Genomic DNA, 18079 nt, shown 5'->3' on the forward strand with positions numbered 1-18079 from the left:
GGGCGGTACAGCGGTATTCGAAAGCCGGGCCAGCCGTTATATTGGCCGCCATGAAACTATGGGGCAGGGGCGCGATGCGCTCATTACAAGGCGTGCTGGTCCTCGGCCTGGCGCTGTTCAGTAGCGCAGCGATGGCATTGGGGCTGGGCAATATCCGCGTCCTGTCCAAGCCGGGGCAGCCGTTGGTGGCTGAAATCCCGGTCATCACCAGTGATCCTGGCGAACTGGACAACGCCAAGGCCGGCCTGGCCTCCGCGGCCACGTTCGAACGTGTTGGGCTGGCGGCCCCCACCGGCCTGGTCGGTGAGCTGCAGTTCCAGTTCGTGCAGGACCGCGATGGGCGCGCAGTGATCCGCGTCACCAGCGCACAGCCGGTGCAGGTGGCATCGGTAGGCTTCCTGATCGAAGTGGATTGGGGCCAGGGCCGCCTGGTGCGTGAATATTCCGCCTTGGTTGCCGCGCCGGAGGCCGCAACCGTGGTCGCCGAGCCGATGATCGAAGCGCCGGCAGCGGCACAGTCCAATCTGATCGTACGCGAACCGCAACAGCAGCCCGAACAGCTTCCGGAGGCGCCGCCAGCCGCTGCTCCCCGTGCAGCGCCGGCAGCGGCACAGCCGGCGCCGGTAGCGTCGGCGCCGCGGTCCGCGCCAGTGATGCAGGCTGATGGCCAGCTGGCGCCGGTACAGCGCGGGCAGAGCCTGTCGCAGATTGCCCGCGAGCTGTCGCGTGACAGCGGCGCCTCGTTGAACCAGACCATGGTCGCGCTGATGCGCGCCAATCCGGAAGCCTTCATCCGCGGCAACATCAACCTGCTCAAGCAAGGGGCGGTGCTGCGTACCCCGGCACAGGAAGAGCTGGCACGGGTAGATGCCGCCGAGGCGCGCGCCATCGTGCGTGACCAGACTGCACAGTGGCGGCAGGCACGCGCGCCGATTCCACAGCCGGCGGTGGCGGATGCGGCGGCAGCTGCGCCTGCCGCGGCCGCACGCCCGGCTGCAACTGCGGCCGGCGCAAGTGGCGCACGCTTGGAAATCGCCCCGGCCGTGGCCGGTGCGCAACAGACCGCAGGAATGACGACCGGCCTCGATGCCGGTGGCGAGGGTGACATGTTGGCCAACGAACAGCTGCAGCAAGCCAAGGAAGAACTGGCCACGCGTGATGCGGAGCTGCAGGAGCTGCGCGATCGCGTTGGCGAACTGGAAAATCTGCAGAAGCAACAGCAGACGCTGATTGCGATGAAGGATTCGGACCTGGCTGCCGCCCAGCAGCGTCTGGGCGAGGCCGCCAAGCGTGATGGCGCAGGCTCGTTCGGCTGGGTGTGGTTGGGTTTGGCGCTGGTGCTGCTGGGTGCGCTTGGTTGGTGGCTGAGCCGCCGCCGCAAGCCGTTGCCGCCGGCACCGCGCAGTGATTCGGTGGCGGAAAATCTTGCCGCGACGATGCCGGTGATGGGCGTTGCGGCCGTGCAGGGGCCGTGGGAGACGGAGGCCGCCGAGGAAACCAGCGACCTGGCCGAGCCACATGCCCTGGCTGAAGACACCATGCCAGCGGCACAGCCGCAAGCCTACGAAGAGCCGATGCCGGCCTGGCTCAAATCCAGCCCACCGGCACGTGTCGAACCGGTCGTCCCGGTTGTCGCCCCCAAGGTCGAGCACAAGCCGGTGCTGTTGTTCGAAGCCTCGCGTCAGAACGATGTGCTGCCCGAGCCGGCCGCGACTCGGCCTGAGCCTGCGGCAGCGGACGAGGCCAGCTGGTTGGCCGGTGACATGGCAGCGGTGACGCCCTTGAATCCGGCGCCTGCCGGCCGCGAGCGGCTGGAGCTGGCCATCGCCTATCTGGACCTGGGTGATGCCGAAACCGCGCGCACCCTGCTCAATGAAGTGGCCGCCAGCGCAGATCCGCTGGCGCGCAACGAAGCATTGGAACTACTTGGCCGCATGGCTTGAGGGAGACGGCAAAGATGAAGCGCGAGCGCCGGATTGACTATGTGGAATTCGCCTCGCGTGACCCGGCGGCCAGCCGCGGGTTCTTCGAGCAGGTATTTGGCTGGCAGTTCGAAGACTACGGCCCCGACTACACCGCGTTTGACGATGGCGAGCTGCAGGGTGGGTTTTTCCGTGGGACCCCGCTGACCGCAAGTGCCGGCGCGCCGTTGATCGTGCTGTATGCCGCACAGCTGGAGCCCGTGTTGGCCGTGGTTGCCGCGCACGGCGGCGACGTGGTCAAGCCGATCTTCACCTTCCCGGGTGGCCGCCGCTTCCAGTTCATCGAGCCCGGTGGCAATGAACTGGCCGTGTGGTCCGAGCGCGACCACGACTGAGTGGTTGCCGGACCCGGCGGCCCAACAAATCAAGAGGTTCAAACATGCGTTACGCGCTGGGCGTGGAATACGACGGCAGCGAGTTCAAGGGCTGGCAGCAGCTCGGTGAAAGCGGCTGCGCCAGTGTCCAGGCCACCTTGCAGGACGCATTGTCCTCGGTAGCTGACACCCCGATCAGCGTGGTCTGCGCCGGGCGTACCGACGCCGGTGTGCATGGCGAATGCCAGGTGGTGCACTTTGACAGTGATGTCGAGCGCAGCCCGCGCAGCTGGGTGCTGGGCACCACCACGCGGTTGCCAGCCTCGGTCTGCGTGCGTTGGTGTGTGCCGGTGGCGGACGATTTCCATGCGCGCTTTTCGGCCAGGGCACGGCGCTATCGTTATCGCATCCTCAACCGCCAGGTGCGGCCGGCGTTGTACCGGCAGATCCTGAGCTGGGACAGGCGTCCGCTGGACGCCGATGCGATGCACCGGGCCGCGCAGGCCCTGCGGGGCGAGAACGATTTCGGCGCCTTCCGCAGTGCGCAGTGCCAGGCCCTGCATGCACGCCGCGAGCTGCAGTCCATTGCCATCCATCGGCAGGGCGAAGTGGTTGAGGTCGAGGTCCAGGCCAATGCCTTCCTGCATCACATGGTGCGCAACATCGTTGGCTCGCTGCTGATGGTGGGAGCAGGGGAGAAGCCTGAAAGCTGGATCGGGGAGTTGCTGGCAGGGCGTGATCGCAATCTGGCCGGTCCAACTGCGCCGCCGCAGGGGCTGGTATTCGTCGGTCCGCTGTATGCTGGCAGCTGGAAACTGCCGGACGAGGTGACACTGTGAGCCGTACGCTGTTTCGTACCCGCATCAAGTTCTGCGGCATGACCCGTGCCGGTGACATCCGTCTTGCCAGCGAGCTGGGCGTGGACGCCATTGGTTTCATCTTTGCCAAGGGCAGTGCGCGCCGGGTGGCGCCCTCCGAGGCGCGTGCCATGCGCCAGGCAATTCCACCCATGGTCGAGGTTGTGGCCTTGTTCCAGCAGAACAATCGCGAGGAAGTGCGCGAGGTGTTGCGCGCGGTACGGCCAACCCTGCTGCAGTTCCATGGCGACGAGGACGATGCGTTCTGCCGCAGTTTCAACATGCCTTATCTGAAGGCGATCGCGATGGGCGGGCGCACCGAGGTCACCGCCCGTGGCTTGCAGCAGATGTACCCGCATGCCGCCGGCTTTCTATTCGACAGCCATGTGGCCGGGGGCAGCGGCGGCACCGGTGTTGCGTTCGACTGGGCGCAGATTCCACCCGGCGTGCACCGCCCCTATCTCTTGGCCGGTGGTATCCGCCCGGAAAACGTGCACGACGCCATTCTGGCCACCCAGCCCTGGGGCGTGGATGTGTCCAGTGGCATCGAGGCCGCGCCCGGGCTCAAGGACGGCTACAAGATGCGCCAGTTCGTGGAAGAGGTGCGCCGCGCCGACACCCAGCCCGAGCAGGACTGAATACGCCTGCCGCACGTATTTGCGTGTTGCAGCCGCTATCAGGGCGACGTGCGGCACATTTGGGACGTTGCCGGCCGGTCATGTCAGGGTTGATTCCCTTATGATGGGGATCTCGGCGACAAGCACGGATGCCTGCGGGTCGGGGATGTAACTGCACCGGCCTCAGGGCTGGGGCGGATCCCGCAAAGGCAGCTGGGCGCCACAAGGAAAGTGTGCATGGCGGAGTTTCTGGAAGTAGCGCTATCGTTTCCGACGTTGCCTTACAGCGTCGTGCTTTGCTTTGCGGTCATCTACTGGATGCTTGCCGCCACTGGCATTGTTGACGACGACGGTGGCATCGGTAGCGGCGATGGGGCGGATTTTCATTCCCATGGTGGCGAGCACGGTGCCAGCGGTATTTCCGCGATGTTTGCCCGGCTCGGGCTCGGCGGTGCACCGACCATGCTGGTGGTGCTGCTGCTGGCCTTCTTCGGCTGGACCATCACCTATCTGGTACAGCTCTTTTTCCTGCAGTCCTTGCCGGCCGTGTTGCGTTGGGGCATCGGCACTGCGGTGGCGGTTGCGGCGTTGATTCCCGGTGCGGTGGTCTCGGCCTGGGTATTGCGGCCGATCCGTAGGCTGTTGCTCAAACTGCGCCCGGTGGCGCAGGAATCCATTCTCGGCAGGGTTGCACTGATCACCTCGCCGGAGGTCACTGCCGAGCAGGGCTATGCAAGCTTTGATGACGGCGGCGCTGGCTTGATCCTGCATGTGCGCATGCGTGATGGCAGCCGGCTCGCGCGCGGCCAGCGGGTAAGGCTGGTGGAATACCTGCACGACAAGAATCATTACCTGGTGGTCGCCGACAACGACCTGCCGGGTCTGGACGTTTTCCCTTCTGATGTATCAGGCGACAAGGAGATCCACTGATGAGTACTGCTGCTCTGGCCCCTTTTATTATCGGGGTAGTTGCCCTGCTGGTTTTTTTCCTTGGCCTGGCCGGTTTGTTCAAGGCGTTCTATAAAAAGGTCGATCAGGGCACCGCACTGATCGTCAACGACATGAGTGCGCAGCCCAAGGTCCACTTCACCGGTGCGTTGATCATCCCGGTGCTGTACCGCGCCGAGCATATGAAGATCAGCCTGATCACCCTGCAGGTGGATCGCCGTGGCAAGGAAGGCCTGATCTGCCGCGACAACATGCGTGCCGACATCACCGTGGCCTTCTATCTGCGGGTCAATGAAACCCAGGCTGACGTGCTGCGCGTGGCCAAGGCCATCGGCGCCGACCGTGCCTCGGACAAGAACGCGGTGGATGATCTGTTCAATGCCAAGTTCTCCGAAGCACTGAAGACCGTTGGCAAGAAGTTCGATTTCACCCAGCTGTTCGAAAAGCGCCAGGAATTCCGCGACGAAATCATTGCGGTGATCGGCAATGACCTCAATGGCTATGCGCTGGAAGACGTGGCCATCGATTACCTGGAACAGACGCCCAAGTCGCTGCTGGATCCAAGCAATATTCTCGATGCCGAAGGCATCCGCAAGATCACCGAGCTGACCGCCGCGCAGAACGTGATCACCAACGAATTGGCGCAGAACGAGCGCCTGGCCATCACCAAGAAGAACGTTGAAGCCAAGGAAGCCACGCTGGCGCTGGAACGCCAGCAGGCCGAGGCGGAAGCACGCCAGCGCCGCGAGGTGGAAACCATCCGTGCCCGCGAACAGGCTGAAACCCTGAAGGTGCAGGAAGAACAGCGCCAGCTGTCCGAGAACGCGCGCATCGAAGCGCAGCAGCTGATCGACATCCGCGACCAGAACCGTCTGCGTGAAGTGGAAGTGGCCGAGCAGAACCGTCAGCGCGCCGTTGCCATCGAAATCGAGCGGGTCACACGTGCGCGCCAGCTGGAGCAGGTCACCACTGATCGCGAAGTGCAGCTGCAGGGCGTGGAGCGCGACAAGGTGGTCGAGCAGGGCCTGATGGATGTGGCCAACATCACCCGCGAGCGTATTTCCATCGACAAGACCGTGGCGCAGGAAGAAGAACGCATCAAGGAAGTGCGGCAGGTGTCCGAGGCTGATCGCTTGAAGCAGGTCGCCATCCTGGAAGCCGAGGCTGAGGCGCAGGAAGCCATGCTCAAGCAGGTCAAGGAAGCCGAGGCCAGCGAGGCAGCGGCCAAGCACCGCGCGGTGGAGATCACCACGTTGGCACAGGCCGAGTTTGATGCGGCCAGCAAGCAGGCCGAAGCGAAGAAAGCACTGGCAGAAGGTCTGCGTGCCGAGCGCGCGGCACCGGGTCTGGCCGATGCGCAGGTCAAGGAAGCCGGTGCGCTGGCCATTGAAAAGGTAGGCATTGCCGAAGCCCGCGTAGTTGATGCGATGGCCGATGCCAACCTGAAGCAGGGCACTGCGGAAGCCAAGGTGCTGGCCGAACAGCTGGCTGCGCGCGCCCAGGGCGAGGAACAGATGGGCCGCGCCAAGGCTACCGCCACCGAAACGCTGGGCGTGGCCGAAGCCACCGTCATCGAGAAGAAGCTGTTTGCCGAGGCCGATGGTCTGACCCGCAAGTTCCAGGCGATCGATTCGCTGGGCGATACCGCACGCGGCCACGAAGAGTTCCGCATGACGCTGGAAACAGGTCTGCGCCAGGCCTTGGCGGCAATCGACGCCGGCAAGGAAGTGACCAAGGACAATGCCGAGATGATTGCCAGCGCACTGCGCAACGCCAAGATCGACATGGTCGGCGGCGACGGTGGCATGTTCGAGAACCTGGTCAAGGCGGTATCGCTGGGCAAGTCGATTGAAGGCCTGACTGACAAGAGCCCGATCGTGCAGGACCTGATGCAGCGCTATCTGGGCGTGGACATGTCCGCGCGTGGCCTGCCGTCGCGTCGCGCCGCCGATGTGCCGGCGGTGCAGTCGGACGCAGGCTGAGCGAAAACGCACCCTGTGCGGTAGCACCGCGCAGGGTGTGGGCGCGCCGCATGGCCGGGAGCCAGCGGCATACGAAGATGAAGGCGTCAGCGGCATCGTCCCTGGGGCGATGCCTGCCGATGTCGGAGCAGGGAACAAGCGATGGCCGATATGAACCAGGACGCAGCTGCTGCCGCGCAGGCCGGCACTCTCGCCGACCAGGCGGTCGCGCAGGGTGGCGCCTATGAGGTGCTGCGCAAGCGGCTGAGCGATCAGGGCGTACGCCTGCGGCAGGTGGTGGACGCACTCAACCAGCGCCGCCTGCAGGAATTCGGCGACAGCCGGATGGAAGTGATCGGGCGTTTCCGTATCCGCAGTGAAAACAACTGCGTCGGCCGCGACGTGGTGCAGGTGGGTGATGACCTGCTGCTGTTTGGCTACAACGTCTTCATCGGCCTGAAAACGCAGACCCGGGTGGAGGATGTGTTCGGGCTGTACCGGCTGGTGGAAGGTGCCGAGGGCTACGACGTCAACCCGGTCGACCTGAAGACCAGCTTCCTCGCCCAGCCCGGCTTCGTCCATGATTTCGGTGAGCTGTACGCCTATTACAAGAATGCACGCCTGCTGCAGCTGATCGTGCGCGACGGCAAGTTGCTGGCGGCGTTCCAGATAGGCGAGCGCAGCAGCGACGTACGCGTGTTCCGCTGGGCCATGGCGCCCAGTGGCGAGCTGACCTATATCGATGCGCGCGGTGAGCGCGATATCGCGCTGCCACCGCCGTTCGACTTCGAATGGACCCGCGCCGGTCGCGACATGATGATCAGCGGGCGTTTCCCGCACCTGAACATCCTCGATACGATCTTCGTGGAGACCACCGGTGGCGACCTGACCATCAAGGTCGAGAACAACACCGAGACCGGCCAAGGGGTATACAGCGAGCCAGTCGAGGACAGTACCCAGTCGGTGGACGATGCCACCATCGATTTTGCCAAGGTGGGCTCGCTGATCCTGCTGAAGATTCTGCCGTATCAGGAGAGCACCTGGCGCGGCCTGATCTACAACACGCTGACCGGCAAGGTGGTGCGCAATGACGCCATCGTCCAGGCCTGCGTGCAGCTGCCCGATGACCATGGCGTCATCTTCCCCGGTGGCTATTACCTGCAGAATGGCGAACACAAGGCCTTCGACGCCTCGATGCAGGGCATGCGCTACAAGCGCTCGATCCGCTCGCCCAACGGCGAAGACATGCTGTACATCTTCTACGAACGCGAGGCCGGCAAGTCGGCGCTGTTTGTCTACAACAGCATCCAGCGGGTGCTGCAGAATCCGGTGTTCGGCCTGGGCTACGCCTTCATGCGCGATGGCCGCATGGTGCTGTTCAATGCCGAGAACGAAGAGCCCACCCGCGTCCATCCGATGCAGGTCTGGCAGACGCCGTTCAGCAGCGACGAATTCGCCGCACACACGCCCACGGGCACCAGTTTCATGGCCCGTATCGGCAATGCCGAGCTGGTGCGTGGTATTTCCAACCTGCTTGATCTTGGTCGCGAGATTGACAGTCGTGAGGTGTCGCTGCCGCGTTACGAGTTGCTGACCCACAACGCGCGTCGCCTGTTCGACGCACACCACTGGTTGGACGATGCCAACTGTGATGGTGCCGCCACGCTGCTGCGCGAGATCAGTGCGACCGGCGAGTCGATGCTCGACGAATACGAGAAAGTGGAGAGCATCCGCAAGCAGTCGGCGCAGGCGATGGCCGATGTCACCAGCGCGCACAAACTTTTGTTGGGGCGGCTGCAGCCGCAGAACTGGACGAAGATCGGCGAATTCGTCGAATCACTCGGTGACATCGGCAAGCTGCGTGGCCGCCTGCTGACCGTGCGCGATTTCCGCTATGTGGACATCGCCGCCATCGATACGATGAATGTATCGCTGCAGGAGGCGCACGACCGCGTCGGTTCGGCGGCGGGCGAATTCCTGGGCAGCGACAAGTCGCTGCAACCCTTCGCAGAACGTCTGCAGGAGCTGGACGCGGCCGCCCAGGTCGCGCAGACCGCCAAGCAGCTGTCCGAGCAGATCGCGCAGATGCAGGTGATGTCGGGCGATCTGGACATGCTGTCCGAGCTGATGGCCAGCCTCAAGGTCGACGATGCCGCGCAGCGCACGCGCGTGGTAGAGGCCATTTCCACGATATATGCCAAGCTCAACCAGGCGCGTGCACGGGCAGATCAGCGTCGCCGTTCGCTGGGCTCGGCCGAAGCCGTGGCGCAGTTCGGCGCGCAGTTTTCCTTGTTCAGCCAGGCCATCACCAGCGCCCTGGGCCTGGCCACCGATCCGGAGCGGGCCGACGAGCAGCTGTCGCGGCTGATGGTGCAGCTGGAAGAGCTGGAGAGCCAGTTCGGCGAACACGAACAGTTTCTCGGCGACATCCTCAACAAGCGCGAGGAGCTGCTCGATACCTTCGAGTCGCACAAGCAGACGTTGCTGGATGCCCGCCAGCGCAAGGCGCAGTCGGTGCTGGATGCGGCCAATCGCATTCTTGATGGTCTGGCCAAACGTACAGAACGCTTCACCACCGTCGATGAACTCAATGCTTTCTTCGCTGGTGACCCGCTGATCCTGAAGCTGCGTGAGCTGGCTGATCGTCTGCGCGACTACAAGGACAGCGTCAAGGCCGATGATGTGGAAGCGCGGCTCAAGGGCGTGCGTGACCAGGCCGTGCGGGCGCTGCGCGATCGCAGTGATCTGTTCGAGGGCGGTGGCAACATCATCCGCCTGGGCCGGCATCGTTTCAGTGTCAACACCCAGCCGCTGGACCTGACCATCCTGCCGCGCGGCGATGGCTTGGCGGTGCATCTGACCGGCACCGACTACTACGAGTCCATCGTCGACCCGGAGCTGGAGGAACTGCGTGACTACTGGCCGGTGACGCTGGATTCGGAAGCGCCGGCGCTGTATCGCGGCGAATACCTGGCAGGCTTGATCCTGGACGCGGCAATCAACGGGCGTGATGGGCTGAGCCTGGACGTACTGCTGCGCGATGCGGCACAGGCCGAGGTACTCGGCAAGCGGGTCAGCGACTTCGCCGCACCGCGTTATCGCGAAGGCTATGAAAAGGGCATCCACGATCACGACGCCAGTCTGATCCTGCAGGCGCTGTTGCCGCTGTACCAGGCTGGCGGTTCGCTGGTGCATGGCGCAGGCCCGCGTGCGCTGGCGCTGCTGTTCTGGGCACGCGAAGGCAAGCGCGAGGACGTGAGCCAGTGGATCGAGCGCGCTGCCGGTGCGTTCGCCATCGCCCGGCTGTTCAATGTGCGCGACGGTCTTGAAGCCTTGCGCGCTGAAATCGCGCTCGCCTTGGCGGCGTTCCAGCAGGAAAACACGCTCCCGTTCGACACCGGCATGCCGGCATTGGCGGCCGAATATCTGTTGGCCGAGCTGGCCAACGGCGAACCGACCTTCGCCTTCAGTGGTTACGCCCGGCAGTTGCTGACAGCCCTGCGCGAACAGCTGCAGGCCGCCGGCCAGGCCGATGCCTTTGATCGCAGCATGCAGCGTTTGAATACGCGCTTGGCCCTGCAATGGGGGCAGGCCGTGCAATGGCTGCAGGCCATGTGTGGGCAGCCGAAGTTCGCTGCCATGTGCGGTTACGTACCCGAAGCGGCGGCGATGTTGCTGGGCGAGCGTGCGCTGCGCAGCCAGGTACGCGAGGTGACCTTGATTGCCGACATCGGCGGCCTGCTCGGTGAACACCCGCGCATCGCCCGGGGTCACCTGCAGCTGGCGGTAGATGATTTCCTGCAGCGCTGGCAGTCGCATCGTCGCCAGTTCCAACCCGGCTTCGAACGCTACCAGGCCTTGCGCCACCGCATCAGTGCGCGCGAGCGCGACGCCCTGCGGCTGAGTGAATTCCAGGCCCGTCCGCTCAGTTCGTTCGTGCGCAACAAGCTGATCAATGATGTCTACCTGCCCATCATCGGTGACAACCTCGCCAAGCAGATGGGCACGGTGGGCGAGAACAAGCGCAGCGACCTGATGGGTCTGCTGATGATGATCAGCCCGCCCGGCTACGGCAAAACCACCTTGATGGAATACGTGGCCAATCGTCTGGGCCTGGTCTTCATGAAGATCAACGGCCCGGCGCTCGGCCATGAGGTGCGCTCGCTGGACCCGGAGCAGGCGCCGGACGCCACCTCGCGGCAGGAGCTGCACAAGCTCAACCTGGCGCTGGAGATGGGCAACAACACCATGCTGTATGTCGATGACATCCAGCACACCCATCCCGAGTTCCTGCAGAAGTTCATCTCGCTGTGCGATGGCACCCGCCGCATTGAAGGTGTCTGGAAGGGGCGCACCAAGACCTATGACCTGCGCGGCAAGAAGTTCTGCGTGGTGATGGCGGGCAACCCGTACACCGAATCCGGCGAAGTCTTCAAGGTGCCGGACATGCTGGCCAACCGTGCCGACATCTACAACCTGGGCGATGTGCTGGGTGGCATGGACGAGGCCTTCAAGCTCAGCTACATCGAGAACAGCCTGACCTCCAGCCAGGTGCTGGCGCCGATGGCGACCCGCGACCTGGCCGATCTCTACCTGTTGGTCGACAAGGCCGCAGGCAAGGAGGTGTCCACCAATACACTCAGCCATGCTTACAGTGGCGCGGAGATCAACGAGATCGTCGCAACTTTGCAGCGCTTGATGCAGGTCCGCGATGTGGTCTACCGGGTCAACCAGCAGTACATCGCTAGTGCCGCGCAGGCCGACAAATACCGCGTCGAACCGCCGTTCCGGCTGCAGGGCAGCTACCGCAACATGAACAAGCTGTCGGAAAAGATTTCGCCGGTGATGAATGCCGCCGAGCTGCAGCAGCTGGTAACCGATCACTATCTGGGCGAATCGCAGCTGCTGACCAGCGGTTCGGAAGAAAACCTGCTCAAGCTCGGTGAGTTGCGTGAGGCGCTGGATGCACCGCAGCTGGCGCGCTGGGAGCAGATCAAGCGCGATTTCATGCGCGACAAGGCCATGGGCGGCGACGACGCCGATACCGGTGCGCGGATGGTGGCGCAGTTGGCCGATATCGCCAGCGGGCTGCAGGGCTTGCGCGCTGACGAGCCCGCACCGGTTGCGCCGGTGGCCGAGCAGGCGCAGGCGCCGTGGGAACAGATTCTTGCCTTGTTGCAGGCGCTGGCTGACCGCCCTGCCGCCGTGATGACGCCGCCAGCGCCGCCGGCTGCCGCGCCAGCAGCGGCAGCGCCGGCACAGGACCTGACACCGTTGTTGCAGGCCTTGGCGGCGGGGCATCAGCGCGAAGGGCAGATTGGTGACGCGCTGGCGGGTTTGGCTGCGCAGTTGCAGGACTGGCTGTCCAAGGACAGTGGCAGCAGCAAGCCGGCACCACGCGTGCGACGCGCGCGCACGCCCGAAGAAAAGGCGCTGGATGAAGCCTTGATGCGCCATTTCTACGGCGGCAATGTGGTGGTGCCTGGGCAGCAGGGTAGTCGTGGGAATGACGTTGCCGACGATGCCTGATACGACGCCATCGTTGTTGCCGGCACCGCCGCAGCCCGCGCTGCAGGCTGACGATGCCTTGGCTGTTGCCGGCTACGGTGCGCCGCTGCTGCTGGCGGTGGAACGCCTGCTCGCCGCGCCAGCGGCCACAGGCGCTGCGCAGCGGCTGGTGGCGGAGATGGACAATATCCGCCAGGCGATGTCGGCGCGCGATGCGCGGCAGATTCGTCGTTCGGCCGGCCTGTTCGGCCGCTTGCTTGGCCGCGATGTCGAGGCGCAGCTGCAGGCAGAGCAACTGGCACGCCAGCTGGATATCTGCCTGCTGCGCGCCGATGGCAGCCTGCAGGAGCTGCAACACGAGCTTGCCCAACATCTGCTGCAACTCGTGCGGGTGGAAGCGGCAGTAGCGGCCATCGATGACTGGGCCGCAGCCGGCGAAGCGGTCCCGGCACCCGCCGATACGTTGGCGCAGGCGGCCCTGCAGCGGCGGCTGCAGCATCTGCGCGGGCTTGCGCGGCTGCGCCAGACCGAGGCTGGGCAGTTGCGCCTGTTGCACGCCCAGGCCGTGGAACTGATCGAGCGTTACCAGCGCATCCGCGACGTGCTGTTGCCGCTGTGGCGGCAGCAGTTGCTGGCGAACCAGGCGGCGCGGATGCCGGCTACGCTGGCGCAGGCTGCCGATGCCCAGGCGCGGATCCTCGACGAGGTGACGGCCATGCAGGCTAGACTGCGCTGAAACCACCCTGCACATGATTGCTCGCGCGCCACGGCGCGCCTCTTGCTCAAGGAGAACTGCTGATGACCCAGGATTCGTTGCCGCTGCCGGCCGGCCCTTCTGCCGATGTTGATGGCACCACCCTGGTTGCGCTCGGTTTGAGCGAAGCGGACCGCCCGCAGATCGCACAGATCGTACGTACGCTGGACGACATCAGCCCGGGCAACCTGCACGTGTTTGGTCGCGAGGCTGCGGGCAAGAGTGCGGCGTTCTCCAGCCAGTTGCTCGACCATGTGCGGAACCGCGACCTGGATGCCTCCGGCGAAAAGCTGGGCGAAGTGGTGCGTATCGCCCGCTCGCTGAAGCTCGATGGCTTGAACGAGCGCTCCAAGATGCCGGTGATCGGCGGGCTCATAGATCGCATGCGCGCCTCCAAGGGCGAGCTGGTGCAGAAGTTCAGCGACACCAATCAACAGATCGAGAGCTTGCTACGGGATGTTGGCACTCAGCAGGCGCAGATGGGCCAGCGTGTCGGCGAGTTTGATCGCATGCATGCCATCGTTCGTGACGAGCGCCAGAGTCTTGGTCTGCACATTGCGGCGGGCAAGCAGCGCTTGGCCGAGCTCAACAACGAACTGCATGCGCTGGTTGGATTGGAAGACCCGCAATCGCGCATCCGCCGTGGCGAGATCGACAACGCGATCCGCCTGCTCGACAAGCGCGTGGGTGACCTGACGGTGATGCAGCATGCGGCCGACCAGTCGCTGCCGATGATCCGTTTGATCCAGGCCAATGCGATCCAGCTGATCGAGAAATTCAACGCCGTACGCGACATCACCATCCCGTCGTGGAAGCGCCAGTTCGCCATCCAGCTGTCGCTGGGTGAGCAGAAGAACGCGGTGGATCTGTCCAATGCTATCGATGACGCTACCAATGAGCTGATGCGTCGCAATGCCGACTTGATGCGCCAGACCTCGGTGGAAACGGCGAAGGCCAACCAGCGTGCGGTGATCGACGTCGCAACCCTGCGCCATGTGCATGAGCAGTTGATCGCCACGGTGGAAGAAGTGCGCAGCATCCATCGCGAAGGCATGCAGCAGCGCCAGCAGGCCGAGGTCGAGCTCGCCCGCCTGCGCGAAGACGTGCAGCAGCGCTTGGCGCAGCCGACGCAGGGAAGCGCAGCCTAGGAGCGGCACAGTTGTAGGAGCGGCGTGAGCCGCGAAACTGCAGATGCAGCAGGATCCAGCGCTATAGCCCCCTCCCTTTGCCGAAGGCAAGGGGAGGCTTGGAGAGGGGGTTAGGCTCTTAGGCCTTTCAAGCTTTGCCAGCTTCGCGGCTAACGCCGCTCCCACAAAAGCCTGCAAAGCCTCACAACAGCTGCTTGCGCAGCCAATCCGCCAATGCAGTCACACGCGGGTCCTGCTGATCACCCGCAGTGCACAGCGCCCAGCAGCCATCGGTTTCAACAAAACCCCACGGCGCGATCAGGCGGCCGTTGACCAGATCATCGGCGACCAGCGGTTCCGGGGCAATTGCAATGCCCAGGCCGGCAACTGCGGCTTCCAGCATGTAATACAGATGTTCCAAGCCGGTGCCGTAGCTCAGCTTGTCGGCATCGATGTCATTGCGCGCGGCCCAGGCCGGCCACGCCTGTGGGCGTGAGCGCGTATGCAGCAGTGCATGTCCAAGCACGGCAGTGATCGGTTGATGGGCCAATACGTGCGCGCCATGCATCGAGGGGCTGAACACCGGTCCGATCCGCTCAGCAGCAAGCGTGTGTACCTGCCAGCCGACCGGCCACGGTGCCTGGCCCAGCATCAGCGCCGCATCCATGCCGTCCAGGCGCGGGGCGAAATCGCCATCCTGTGCGGCCAGGTGCAGGGTCAGGCCGGGCAGATCGCGTTGCAGGTCCTGCAGGCGCGGGATCATCCAGCGGGCCAGCAGGCTGCCCGGGCAGCCCAGCACGAAGGCGTCATCGCGCTGCGGGCGGCGCAGGGCAGAAATGCAATCGCGCAGTTGCGAGAACGCTCCGGAAGTTGCTTCCAGCAGGCGGTGGCCGGCGGCGGTGGGGCGGATGCCGCGCCCATCGCGTTCAAACAGGCTCAGCCCCAGTTCCTCCTCCAGTGCACGCAGCTGCCGGCTCACCGCGCCGTGGGTGACATGCAGTTCGGCCGCAGCCTGGCTGACGCTGCGCAGACGCGCAGCGGCTTCAAACGCACGCAGGGCATTGAGTGAAGGCAGGGGCTGGCGGGGGATCATGTGAGTTTTTCTAACATGTTGCCGCTGAATTATCCATTTTTTAGTCATCAGCCCTGCGTTAGAGTGATGGCCTGTTCCTTGTGGCTGTTACCCCCATGACTGACCCGTCGATCTCCGATTTCCATGCCTATCCCGATGCGCGGGGCCACTTTGGCCGCTTTGGTGGCAGCTTTGTCGCTGAGACCCTGGTCGGGCCCTTGCAGGAACTGGCAGCTGCCTACGATCAGGCACGCATCGATCCGTCCTTCATCGCCGCCTACGACAAAGACCTGAAACATTACGTCGGCCGCCCCAGCCCGATCTACCACGCCGAGCGCCTGAGCAAGGACGTGGGCGGTGCGCAGATCCTGCTCAAGCGCGAGGACCTGAACCACACCGGCGCGCACAAGGTGAACAACACCATCGGCCAGGCCCTGCTGGCCGCGCGCATGGGCAAGACCCGCATCATCGCCGAGACCGGTGCCGGCCAGCACGGCGTGGCCTCGGCCACGGTGGCGGCGCGCTTGGGCCTGGAGTGCGTGGTGTACATGGGCGCCACCGACATCGAGCGGCAGAAAATCAATGTCTACCGGATGAAGTTGCTTGGTGCCACCGTGGTGCCGGTCAACAGTGGCTCGGCCACGCTCAAGGACGCGCTCAACGAGGCGATGCGTGACTGGGTCACCAATGTGCGCGACACCTTCTACATCATCGGCACCGTTGCCGGCCCGGATCCGTATCCGCGCATGGTGCGTGACTTCAATGCCATCGTCGGTCGCGAAGCGCGTGCACAGATGCTGGAGGACTACGGCCGGCTGCCGGATGCGATCACTGCCTGCGTCGGCGGCGGCTCCAATGCGATCGGCTTGTTCCACGCCTTCCTCAATGACCGCCAGGTCAAGATCTACGGCGCCGAAGCAGCAGGCGAGGGCATCCATACCGGACGCCACGCCGCCTCGATCTCAGCCGGACGCCCGGGTGTGCTGCATGGCAACCGCACCTATGTGCTGTGCGATGACGACGGCCAGATCACTGAAACCCATTCCATTTCCGCCGGTCTGGACTACCCCGGTGTCGGCCCGGAGCATTCCTTCCTGTCCGATAGCGGCCGCGCCCAGTACGTGGGCATCACCGATGAGGAGGCATTGGCGGCCTTCCACCGCCTGACCCGCATCGAGGGCATCCTGCCGGCGCTGGAATCCAGCCACGCGGTCGCCCATGCGATCAAGCTGGCGCGCGAGCTGCCCAAGGACGCGCTGGTGCTGTGCAATCTGTCCGGTCGTGGCGACAAGGACGTGCACACCATCGCCGCGCGCGAAGGGCTGGTGCTGTAATGACCGGCCGGCTGCGTATCCCTGTTCTACTGGGTCTGGTGGCGGCGTTGTCGGCATGTGCGCCATCTGCGCCTGCACCGGAAACAACGGCTCCCGCCCCCGTCGCTGCCCCGCAGGCGGCACCGGAATTGGCCGTCGTTGCGCCAGCCGCGACGCCTGTCCCTGCAGCGGTTGCCAGTACCGGCACCGACCTGAGCCAGGTCGGCACGCTGCGCATCGGCGCGCCATTCGGCAAGGCACCGGGCGACAAGGCCTTCGTCTCGGCCGGCATGCGCGAGGCGATGGAAGGTGATTGCGAGTACTACGACAAGGGCAGCCTGCCCGACGGCATGGCGATGATGGTGATCGCCGACCGCATTGCCCGTTTCGAGGTGGATGTCGCCGGCGACCCCGGTGTTCGCGTCACCGCACCGCCGGCCGGTGCCGCCGCATTGCCGTATGGCCTGTGGGTGGGTATGACGGTCGACGAGGCCAAGCAACGCCTGCCGGCCGGCGTGGTCACCAGTCCGCATGCCTACAACTCGCCCAATGGCGAATACCTGACCTGGACGGACAAGGCAGCCAAGCTGGCCTTGCGCCTGGAAACACTCGACGGCCTGATCACCTCCATTTACTGGGGCCAGCCCGATGCAGTCGAACTGATTGAAGGATGTGCCTGAGATGGCTGTTGCCCGAATTGACGAATGTTTTGCACGCCTGCGCGCCACCGGCCGCAAGGCGCTGATTCCTTTCATCACCGCAGGCGATCCGTCGCTGGAGGCGACCGTGCCGGTGATGCATGCCCTGGTCCAGGCCGGCGCGGATGTGATTGAGCTTGGTGTGCCGTTTTCAGACCCGATGGCCGATGGCCCGACCATCCAGCGCAGTTCCGAGCGGGCCTTGGCGCGCGGGGCAGGGCGGCAATACGTGCTGGATACCGTGGCGCGTTTCCGGCAGACCGATGCCACCACGCCGGTGGTGCTGATGGGCTATCTGAACCCGGTCGAGATCCGTGGCTATGCGCGCTTTGCCGAAGAGGCCGTGGCGGCGGGCGTGGACGGCGTGCTGCTGGTCGATCTGCCACCGGAAGAGGCCGATGAGCCGCGCGCGGCGTTTGCAGCCGCCGGGCTGGCCTTGATCCTGCTGGCCTCGCCGACCAGCAGTGATGCCCGCCTGGACAGCCTGTGCCAGGCCGCGCAGGGCTATCTGTATTACGTCAGCTTTGCCGGTGTGACAGGCGCCTCCGAGCGCCTGGACAGCAGCGCGGCCGGCGAACGCCTGCGACTGCTGCGCAGCCGTTCCAATGCGCCAGTGGTGGCCGGGTTCGGCATCAAGGACGCAGCCAGCGCGGCGGCAATGGCGGTGGACGCCGACGGCGTAGTGGTGGGGAGTGCGCTGGTCTCGGCAATGGCTGAGACGGCCGATCCAGTGGCTGCAGCCGCAACGTTCCTCAAGCCGCTGCGCGAAGCCCTGGATCGCTGAACAGGCGTCCTGTAGTGCCGAGCCATGCTCGGCAGGGGCCTTACCAGCAGAGCGCCTTTGTAGTGCCGAGCCATGCTCGGCAAGGGGCCTTACCGATAGAGCGCCTTTGTAGTGCCGAGCCATGCTCGGCAGGGGCCTTACCGG

13 protein-coding genes are annotated in these 18079 nt (G+C 64.8%); 12 read left to right on the top strand and 1 reads right to left on the bottom strand.

Annotated elements, in window-relative coordinates; all coding sequences use genetic code 11:
• Positions 1-74: 74 nt before the first annotated feature.
• From ABE493_RS13295 to ABE493_RS13335, 9 genes are all read left to right on the top strand, one after another.
• Entirely contained in the window at positions 75-1943 is a 1869-nt protein-coding gene (locus ABE493_RS13295; RefSeq protein ID WP_346499388.1) for a FimV/HubP family polar landmark protein, read from the top strand.
• 14 nt (positions 1944-1957) lie between these two features.
• Positions 1958-2317, top strand: coding sequence for a VOC family protein (locus tag ABE493_RS13300; protein WP_346499389.1), 360 nt, complete (start codon positions 1958-1960; stop codon positions 2315-2317).
• 44 nt (positions 2318-2361) lie between these two features.
• Entirely contained in the window at positions 2362-3135 is a 774-nt protein-coding gene (gene truA / locus ABE493_RS13305; RefSeq protein ID WP_346499390.1) for a tRNA pseudouridine(38-40) synthase TruA, read from the top strand.
• Complete coding sequence (locus ABE493_RS13310) at positions 3132-3791, top strand: phosphoribosylanthranilate isomerase (protein WP_346499391.1); 660 nt, start codon at positions 3132-3134, stop codon at positions 3789-3791. Before truA ends, ABE493_RS13310 begins: the two co-directional genes overlap by 4 nt.
• 216 nt (positions 3792-4007) lie before the next feature.
• Positions 4008-4700, top strand: coding sequence for a hypothetical protein (locus ABE493_RS13315; protein WP_346499392.1), 693 nt, complete (start codon positions 4008-4010; stop codon positions 4698-4700).
• The gene (locus tag ABE493_RS13320) at positions 4700-6700 is read left to right on the top strand and encodes a flotillin family protein (RefSeq protein WP_346499393.1); all 2001 of its coding nucleotides are present in this window, start codon (positions 4700-4702) and stop codon (positions 6698-6700) included. Before ABE493_RS13315 ends, ABE493_RS13320 begins: the two co-directional genes overlap by 1 nt.
• Before the next feature lie 141 nt (positions 6701-6841).
• Complete coding sequence (locus ABE493_RS13325) at positions 6842-12208, top strand: DNA repair ATPase (RefSeq protein WP_346499394.1); 5367 nt, start codon at positions 6842-6844, stop codon at positions 12206-12208.
• Complete coding sequence (locus ABE493_RS13330) at positions 12201-12923, top strand: hypothetical protein (protein ID WP_346499395.1); 723 nt, start codon at positions 12201-12203, stop codon at positions 12921-12923. Before ABE493_RS13325 ends, ABE493_RS13330 begins: the two co-directional genes overlap by 8 nt.
• 62 nt (positions 12924-12985) lie before the next feature.
• Positions 12986-14089, top strand: coding sequence for a toxic anion resistance protein (locus tag ABE493_RS13335; RefSeq protein ID WP_346499396.1), 1104 nt, complete (start codon positions 12986-12988; stop codon positions 14087-14089).
• A 181-nt stretch (positions 14090-14270) separates the two neighbouring features.
• Here the strand turns inward: ABE493_RS13335 and ABE493_RS13340 are convergent, their stop codons facing one another.
• Positions 14271-15161, bottom strand: a complete 891-nt coding sequence (locus ABE493_RS13340) for a LysR family transcriptional regulator (protein ID WP_430980781.1) — start codon at positions 15159-15161, stop codon at positions 14271-14273.
• A gap of 95 nt (positions 15162-15256) precedes the next feature.
• Here ABE493_RS13340 and trpB point away from each other — a divergent pair, with 95 nt between their 5' ends.
• The 3 genes from trpB to trpA are packed head-to-tail and all read left to right on the top strand — an operon-like array spanning position 15257 to position 17935.
• A complete protein-coding gene (gene trpB / locus ABE493_RS13345) occupies positions 15257-16474 on the top strand; it encodes a tryptophan synthase subunit beta (RefSeq protein WP_346499397.1) in 1218 nt (405 codons plus the stop codon).
• On the top strand, positions 16474-17133 hold the full coding sequence (locus tag ABE493_RS13350) for a hypothetical protein (protein WP_346499398.1): 660 nt from the start codon (positions 16474-16476) through the stop codon (positions 17131-17133). The genes trpB and ABE493_RS13350 overlap by 1 nt, the downstream gene beginning before the upstream one ends.
• A gap of 1 nt (position 17134) precedes the next feature.
• Entirely contained in the window at positions 17135-17935 is an 801-nt protein-coding gene (trpA, locus tag ABE493_RS13355) for a tryptophan synthase subunit alpha (RefSeq protein WP_346499399.1), read from the top strand.
• The last annotated feature ends 144 nt before the right edge of the window (positions 17936-18079 follow it).

It is taken from the genome of Stenotrophomonas terrae, assembly GCF_039674165.1.
GTDB lineage: Bacteria > Pseudomonadota > Gammaproteobacteria > Xanthomonadales > Xanthomonadaceae > Stenotrophomonas > Stenotrophomonas terrae_A.